Origin of the sequence: Endozoicomonas sp. ALB115, from assembly GCF_049310245.1 — a bacterium.
GTDB lineage: Bacteria > Pseudomonadota > Gammaproteobacteria > Pseudomonadales > Endozoicomonadaceae > Endozoicomonas.
In genome coordinates this window covers 1-7055 of sequence record NZ_JBLYZG010000113.1, presented here as the reverse complement: position 1 = coordinate 7055, position 7055 = coordinate 1, and the positions used below count along the sequence as shown (strand labels likewise).

Annotated in this window: 7 protein-coding genes; all 7 read left to right on the top strand. The window is 51.5% G+C overall.

Going from position 1 to position 7055, the window contains the following annotated elements:
• Window positions 1-1367 (top strand): RHS repeat-associated core domain-containing protein (locus ACO6VE_RS23455; RefSeq protein WP_422463809.1); only part of this gene is annotated, 1367 nt, incomplete at its 5' end.
• A gap of 4 nt (window positions 1368-1371) precedes the next feature.
• Window positions 1372-1716 carry a hypothetical protein gene (locus ACO6VE_RS23450; protein WP_422463807.1) on the top strand — a complete coding sequence of 115 codons (345 nt, stop codon included), beginning with the start codon at window positions 1372-1374 and terminating at the stop codon, window positions 1714-1716.
• Between the two features lie 92 nt (window positions 1717-1808).
• Window positions 1809-2363 (top strand): FlgD immunoglobulin-like domain containing protein, encoded by a 555-nt coding sequence (locus ACO6VE_RS23445; RefSeq protein ID WP_422463805.1) that lies wholly within the window; start codon window positions 1809-1811, stop codon window positions 2361-2363.
• Window positions 2364-2387: 24 nt separating this feature from the next.
• Window positions 2388-2792: a hypothetical protein gene (locus ACO6VE_RS23440; RefSeq protein WP_422463803.1), complete on the top strand. Its 405-nt coding sequence runs from the start codon at window positions 2388-2390 to the stop codon at window positions 2790-2792.
• Window positions 2792-6331 carry an RHS repeat-associated core domain-containing protein gene (locus ACO6VE_RS23435; protein WP_422463801.1) on the top strand — a complete coding sequence of 1180 codons (3540 nt, stop codon included), beginning with the start codon at window positions 2792-2794 and terminating at the stop codon, window positions 6329-6331. The genes ACO6VE_RS23440 and ACO6VE_RS23435 overlap by 1 nt, the downstream gene beginning before the upstream one ends.
• A 1-nt stretch (window position 6332) precedes the next feature.
• Window positions 6333-6602 (top strand): hypothetical protein, encoded by a 270-nt coding sequence (locus ACO6VE_RS23430; protein WP_422463799.1) that lies wholly within the window; start codon window positions 6333-6335, stop codon window positions 6600-6602.
• Between the two features lie 77 nt (window positions 6603-6679).
• Window positions 6680-7055 (top strand): hypothetical protein (locus tag ACO6VE_RS23425; protein WP_422463798.1); only part of this gene is annotated, 376 nt, incomplete at its 3' end.

Genomic DNA, 7055 nt, shown 5'->3' with positions numbered 1-7055 from the left:
CCAGCCGTTGGGATTACGATGCCGCAGGCCAGCTGACCCGCCAGAACTACACCGATGTGGCCGGTATCGATTACGGCTACGAATACGACAGCAACGGCCTGCTGACCCGCAGAACCGGCGACGGTGCCCAATGGTCTTACCGGTACGACGCCATCGACCGGCTGGTAGCCGCCACCCACGGTGCTGAAACCTACAGCTACCAGTACGATGCCCTGGGCAACCGATTGGAAGCCGGGCAACAATACGACGCTTTCAACAAGTTACTGGAAGACCGCACCCACACCTACGAGTACGATGCTGCCGGTAACCTGGTGAAGAAAATCAACAAGGCGGATAACCGCTACCAGGCGTTCAGCTACAACAACCGTGGTCGTATGGTGCGGTTTGAAGACTACCCCGCCGGTGCCACGACGCCAGCGACTATCGCTGAGTATGCCCACGATGCCCTGGGCCGCCGCGTGCTCAAAAGCGTGAACGGCACAGTAACCCGCTTCCAATGGCAGGGTAACAGCATCGTCGCGGAATACGACAGTAACAATGCACTGATCAAACAGTATCGCTATGCCCTTGGTTTTGCGCCGCTTCAGTACAAAACAACGAATGGTGTGTATGATGTGCATGCAGATCAGCTGTCAACGCCAAGAGCCATGACGGATCAGGCTGGCAGCACTGCCTGGGCAACCAACCTCACGCCGTATGGTGTTGCGGATATCACCAGAGGTGAGAGCTTTGGGTTTAATATTCGCTTCCCCGGGCAGTATGCGGATGGTGAGAGTGGGTTGTATTACAACCGGTTCAGGGATTATGCGCCGGGAACTGGGCGGTATGTCCAAAGTGATCCTTTAGGACTTTATGATGGGCCGAATAGCTACACTTACGTTTATAACAATCCAATTAATTACGCGGACCCAACAGGCCAATATGGTGTAGCGGGTGGAGTTTATGGTGCTATCTCTGGTGGTATTGGTGGTTACATTTCTGGAGGCTGGCAAGGAGCATTAGCCGGTGCTGGCTCAGGTGCATTAGTTGGTGCTGTTAATCCCTTTGGAGCCAATGCGGCAGGTGCGGCAGCTGGTGCGGGAGTTGCTAGTTTATTAGGGCAAGGTGCTGGTAACTTGGTTTCAGGAAATGATGTCACTGATCCTTGTAATTATGATTTCTCAGCAGCAGCTGGCGCTGCTTTAGGTGGTGCTTTGGGTGGACCGTTGGGTAATGCACTTGGTCGGTATGTAGGGCCATATCGTTTCCCAATAATAGGTAGGCCGTTAGGTGCTCCAGGTATCAGTAATGCGCCAGGTAATACAGTTGGCTCAATTGTGGAAGGGGTATCTGTTGGTGCTGGTGAATTAGCAGGTCAGCAATTCTAAGATTATGTGGATTTTGACAGCGATTTATTTTTTAGCTTTTTCAGCTGTGATATGGGCAGGGTTTTGGCTATATGCTAAGGCTTTGATGTATCTTAGCCGCAGAGGTTTTATTGCAAAGAATATAGTTGGTTTGGTTGTATATATAGCTTTTGCATGTTTGTTAGTTTCTCCTATGTTTATGGCCTTTTCGCTAATAGAGGCTTGGAGTCTGGCGTTTAATACAGACAAATATTACATGTTTTATTTTTTGTTTTGTTTTTTGCTCGCCGTAGTTCCTGGAGGGATTTACTTTAAAAATAATTATTTGAATGATCTGAAAAGCCTTGGTTATTTTGCCAAAAGGCAATAGATAATGGCCCGCAGCGCGGGCCATTATGGTTTTAGGGTTATCCTTCAAACTTTGCACCTTATGCGGGCAAGCCACTGGAAATTACCTTCACCTTGAGCAGGGCTTCTGAAGTCACGTCGTTCATGGGGCGTTTTAACGTAAACACCCGCTTGATGACGTTCCATCAACGTGAACCACTGGGTAAAGGCACACACCGTATCGTCTGGCATGGTGAAAATGAGAACGGAAAAATGATTACCCTGCCGCCGGGTGAAAGCTTCCTGTTCGGTATCTGGGGTTATTACCTGCCGGATAACAGCATTTATGTTCGCAGCGGCAGCCACGTGAGTGCCGTTAAAGCGACGCCAGCCATATTTTCTGTCGGCGGCGTGAGCAGCGATGGCGAAGCCTCAGCAAGTAACGTCAGCTTTAACCTGACGCAACCGGGCAGTGCGGAACTGGGCATTTACGACCTGGAAACCGGCAAAGAAGTGGCTTCCTTCCTGCACGAGAACCTGACTGGTGGTGCCAACACCATCAAATGGGATGGCCGGGATAACGATGGAAACTACCTGGCGAGTGGCTATTACCGCCTTGGTGTCACCGGCGTTGCGCCTAACGGGCACCGTTCAATCACCGTTTACACCCTGCAGCGCGTTTATAACTAGGGAGAGTTGCACATGATAAACACCATGAAAAAGGTGATCTTGGCCATCGCCCTGGGGCTGGCCATGCCAATGGCCGCCATTGCAGCGGAAAAAGAAGGGCTGACGCCGGAGCGCTATATCCTGATCGAGATGGATACCCGTACGGCCACGCTGGAAGGAATGATGCAACGGCTGGAGCTGTTGAAAAGCGACCCCGAAAATCTGGAAGCCCAATACCTGCTTGATGAGCAGGTGCGGCAGAAAGTGAATGCCGCCTACAGCAGCCGGGGTACTACCGCCAATGAACACCTGGCCTGGTATGACAGCCACTATCAGGCCGTCGAGCAGTGGCTTGCCCGAAACCCGCAGAGTCAGGCATTGCTGGACCGCATTGGCCAGCAGTTCAAAGCCTTGTCGGAGCAGATTTCAGGATTAAGGGGAACCAACTAATGATCAGGGATGCATTGTCCAATACCCGCCTGCTGCCAACATGGCAAATGGCCAGAAAAATCAGCAGCATCAGCCTTGGTGCCCTGCTGGCCATAAGTGCCAGCTTCAGTGCCCGGGCCTATCACTTCCCCTGGGATCAGGGGCATGATGTGACCCGTAAGCAGGAAGCGCCAGAATCACCTGAAGCAGGGGGGTGTGAGGATTCACTATGCCAAACAGATGTTGCGCCAAGCTCGGATATGGGTTGCGGGCCAAAGCGCTCTCCAGTTATTGTCAGTACTGGCCGTTTTCAGTGGAATGAAACCGATGTGGCATTGGCTGGCTACGGCAATATTCAAATTGCCCGCACATTCAACTCACAGGAACCTCGCTCCGGAATATTTGGTAATGGTTGGACGGTAAGTTGTGAAATATCACTCCTCAAGACAGTAGATCAGATAGAGACTGATGCAGGTGTCGAAGCCCAGGAACAGTACGTCTTAAGAACCGGAAGTGGTAAACGGTACACATGGCTGAAAGACGCCGAGGGTGTTTACCAGCCACCCGCTGGAAAATTCGACACCATAGAAGTGCTTGAGAATGGGCATGCTAACCTGATTAAACTGGATGGCAGCAGCGCCGAGTTTGATGCAGTTGGGCGGCTTGTCGCCAGACGGGATGCAAATAAGAAAGAAGTATTGTATCGCTATGACGATGAAGATCGCCTGACCCAGATTGGTGATGCACATGGTCGAAGCCTCAACTTGAATTATGGGTTGAATGGCCGGGTTGCCACGGTGACAGATCATTCTGGGCGACAATGGGCATATGACTACGATGCCAGTGGCAACCTGGTTACAGTGACTGACCCCGTCGGTGGTGTACGAAAGTATAAATATCAGGATTACCTGCTTTCGATGGATCCACAGAAATGGCATCAGCTCACTCGAATCACTGATGCCACCGGTGTAGTGGTCACAGAAGTCACCTATAACGGGCATAAGGTAAGGTCTTATACTGAAGGCGCTAACAAATACTCCTACAGCTATGATGTCAGGAATAGTCGTGTAACCAAAACCGATAGCCTGAAAAGTGCCTGGACCTTTACTTACGATAGCCATGGTCAAATCATCACCGATGCCAACCCAATGGGACAATCAGTATTTCGTGAGTATGACAGTAATGGGTATCAACAAAAATTCACCGATGCCACTGGTAACGACTGGCCAAGCCAATTTGACCCATTAGGCCGAAAACTCAGTACAGCCAACCCTTATGGGCAAACCACCCTGTTGGAGTATAAAGGTGATAAGCCCTGGCCAGTAAAAGTAACTACTCCGGGAGGGAGAAGCTCATCACTGACTTATGATAATGCGGGTAACCTGCTAACAATGACAGACCCATCTGGAGCAGTTACACAGATGAAGTGGTCTGACACAGGTTATCCCACTCAAACAAAAGACGCTCTGGGAAATACCGCAACCATGACCTGGAGCCCCGTTGGGTTGATGTTGAGTTCAACTGACCCGCTGGGCCGAACCACCCGCATCCAGTACGATGACCTGGGCAGACCGGTGAAGACCCTGCGCCCGGACGGCCAATCATCCACCGTCGCTTATGACGCCCTGGACCGGGTGGTTGCCGCTACCGATGCCCTCAACCAGACAACACAGTTTACCTACGATGCTGCAGGTCGACTGCTGACGGTAACCGATGCCGCCGGTGGTGTCACTGAATTCCGGTATGATCAATACGGCAGACAGATCAGTGAAACCCGCCCCGATGGCAGTACCATCACCCGCACCTACCGGACTGATAACCTGCTGGCCAGCAGCTCCGACCCGCGAGGCATTGAAACTACTTACCAGTATGATACCGCCAAACGGCTGCTCCAGGTGGATGCACAGGGTGAAGTCACTAAATACACCTACGATGCCACCGGCCGCATGCTCACCGCCACCAATCCGGAAAGCCAGCTGAGCTGGACTTACGACAAGGCAGGTCGAATCCTGCAGGAAACGGCGGACGGCAGAACCATTGCCATTCAATACAATGCCGACAGCGAACCCGTTGGGCAAAACATCGCCGGTGAAACCCTCAGCTATGTGTGGGATAAACGCGGCCTGCTATCGGGTATGACCAGCCCCGACGGCACCCACACCTTTAACTGGGATGCCATCGGTCAGATGAAGGGCATCAACTACCCCAATGGTCGTACCAGCCGTTGGGATTACGATGCCGCAGGCCAGCTGACCCGCCAGAACTACACCGATGTGGCCGGTATCGATTACGGTTATAAATACGACAGCAACGGTCTGCTCACCAACCGAACCGGCGACGGTGCGCAGTGGTCTTACCGGTACGACGCCATCGACCGGCTGGTCAGTGCCACTCACGGTGCTGAAACCTACAGCTACCAGTACGATGCCCTGGGCAACCGACTGGAAGCCGGGCAACAATACGACGCTTTCAACAAGTTACTGGAAGACCGCACCCACACCTACGAGTACGATGCTGCCGGTAACCTGGTGAAGAAAATCAACAAGGCGGATAACCGCTACCAGGCGTTCAGCTACAACAACCGTGGCCGTATGGTGCGGTTTGAAGACTACCCCGCCGGTGCCACGACGCCAGCGACTATCGCTGAGTATGCCCACGATGCCCTGGGCCGCCGCGTGCTCAAAAGCGTGAACGGCACAGTAACCCGCTTCCAATGGCAGGGTAACAGCATCGTCGCGGAATACGACAGTAACAATGCACTGATCAAACAGTATCGTTATGCACTTGGTTTTGCGCCATTGCAGTACAAAACAACGAATGGTGTGTATGATGTGCATGCAGATCAGCTGTCAACGCCAAGAGCCATGACGGATCAGGCTGGCAGCAATGCCTGGGCAACCAACCTCTCGCCGTATGGTGTTGCGGATATCACCAGAGGTGAAAGCCTTGGGTTTAATATTCGCTTCCCCGGACAGTATGCGGATGGTGAGAGTGGTTTGTATTACAACCGGTTCAGGGATTATGCGCCGGGAACTGGGCGTTATGTTCAGAGTGATCCTATTGGGTTGAGTGGTGGACTAAATCAGTTTAGGTATTCATCATCTAGCCCAATGACATTTTTTGACCCCCTTGGCTTAGATACCATTAATTGGGCAAATACATCAGGAGGGCGGAGTGTAATCAATGGTCCAACATATGGTAACTGGGGTGGTAAAGGATGGAGTGGCGGAGTTTATCCTCCATCAAATGGAGGCTTCATGGGTAATGCAGCGCCAGTAGATAGTACCGATATGTGTGCCATGGCACATGACAAGTGTTGGGATATGAGTGACGGAGGTGGAGTAATGTGCACAAATCCTAGCGAGTCTGCTCGTAAAAAGGATCGTTGTGATGAAGCATTTGCGCTGTGCAACTTACGGTTGGACAATAATCCTAGCAACTGGCCAGCTCCTCCAGCTCCCGGAACTGAAAAGGATGCTAAATTCTTCCGAGATGGAGGAATTTTTCTAGGCCACGAGTACTTTTATAGAAGCGATTCTCCAGCACGGCAAGGAAAGTGACATGGAAGATTGCAAAAGTTATATCCAGAAGCTGCTGATGTTATTGACCTATGCTGTTAGCTGGTTTGCTTTTCAATGCAGCTTAGAAATAGAACCTGCAGATGGCTGTCGTTTGATTTATCTGATATATCTTTGCGCTTTTATTGTTAACATTTGCATATCAGACTCAAAATGGAAGGTAGTAGGGTTTTTGCTACCTTCTTTGATCCTTTTTTTTGGAAAATATGTGATGCTATTAGGCATGATTCTTCCATATATCATTGCCCCTTAACGTGGCCTATCCAACGCTGAGTAGAATCTTCCTTTCCATGCTCAGCGTTGTAGTCCTTCCTCCATATCAAGCCCATTTTGATTCGGTCCAACGGTCAATCATCCGCCGTCACTTATGACGACCTGGACCGGGTTGTTGTCGTTACTGATGCCCTCAAATACGGCAGACAGATCAGTGAAACCCGCCCCGATGGCAGTACCATCACCCGCACCTACCGGACTGATAACCTGCTGGCCAGCAGTTCCGACCCGCGAGGCATTGAAACTACTTACCAGTATGATACCGCCAAACGGCTGCTCCAAGTGGATGCACAAGGTGAAGTCACTAAATACACCTACGATGCCACCGGTCGCATGCTCACCGCCACCAATCCGGAAAGCCAGCTGAGCTGGACTTACGACAAGGCAGGTCGAATCCTGCAGGAAACGGCGGACGGCAGAACCATTGCCATTC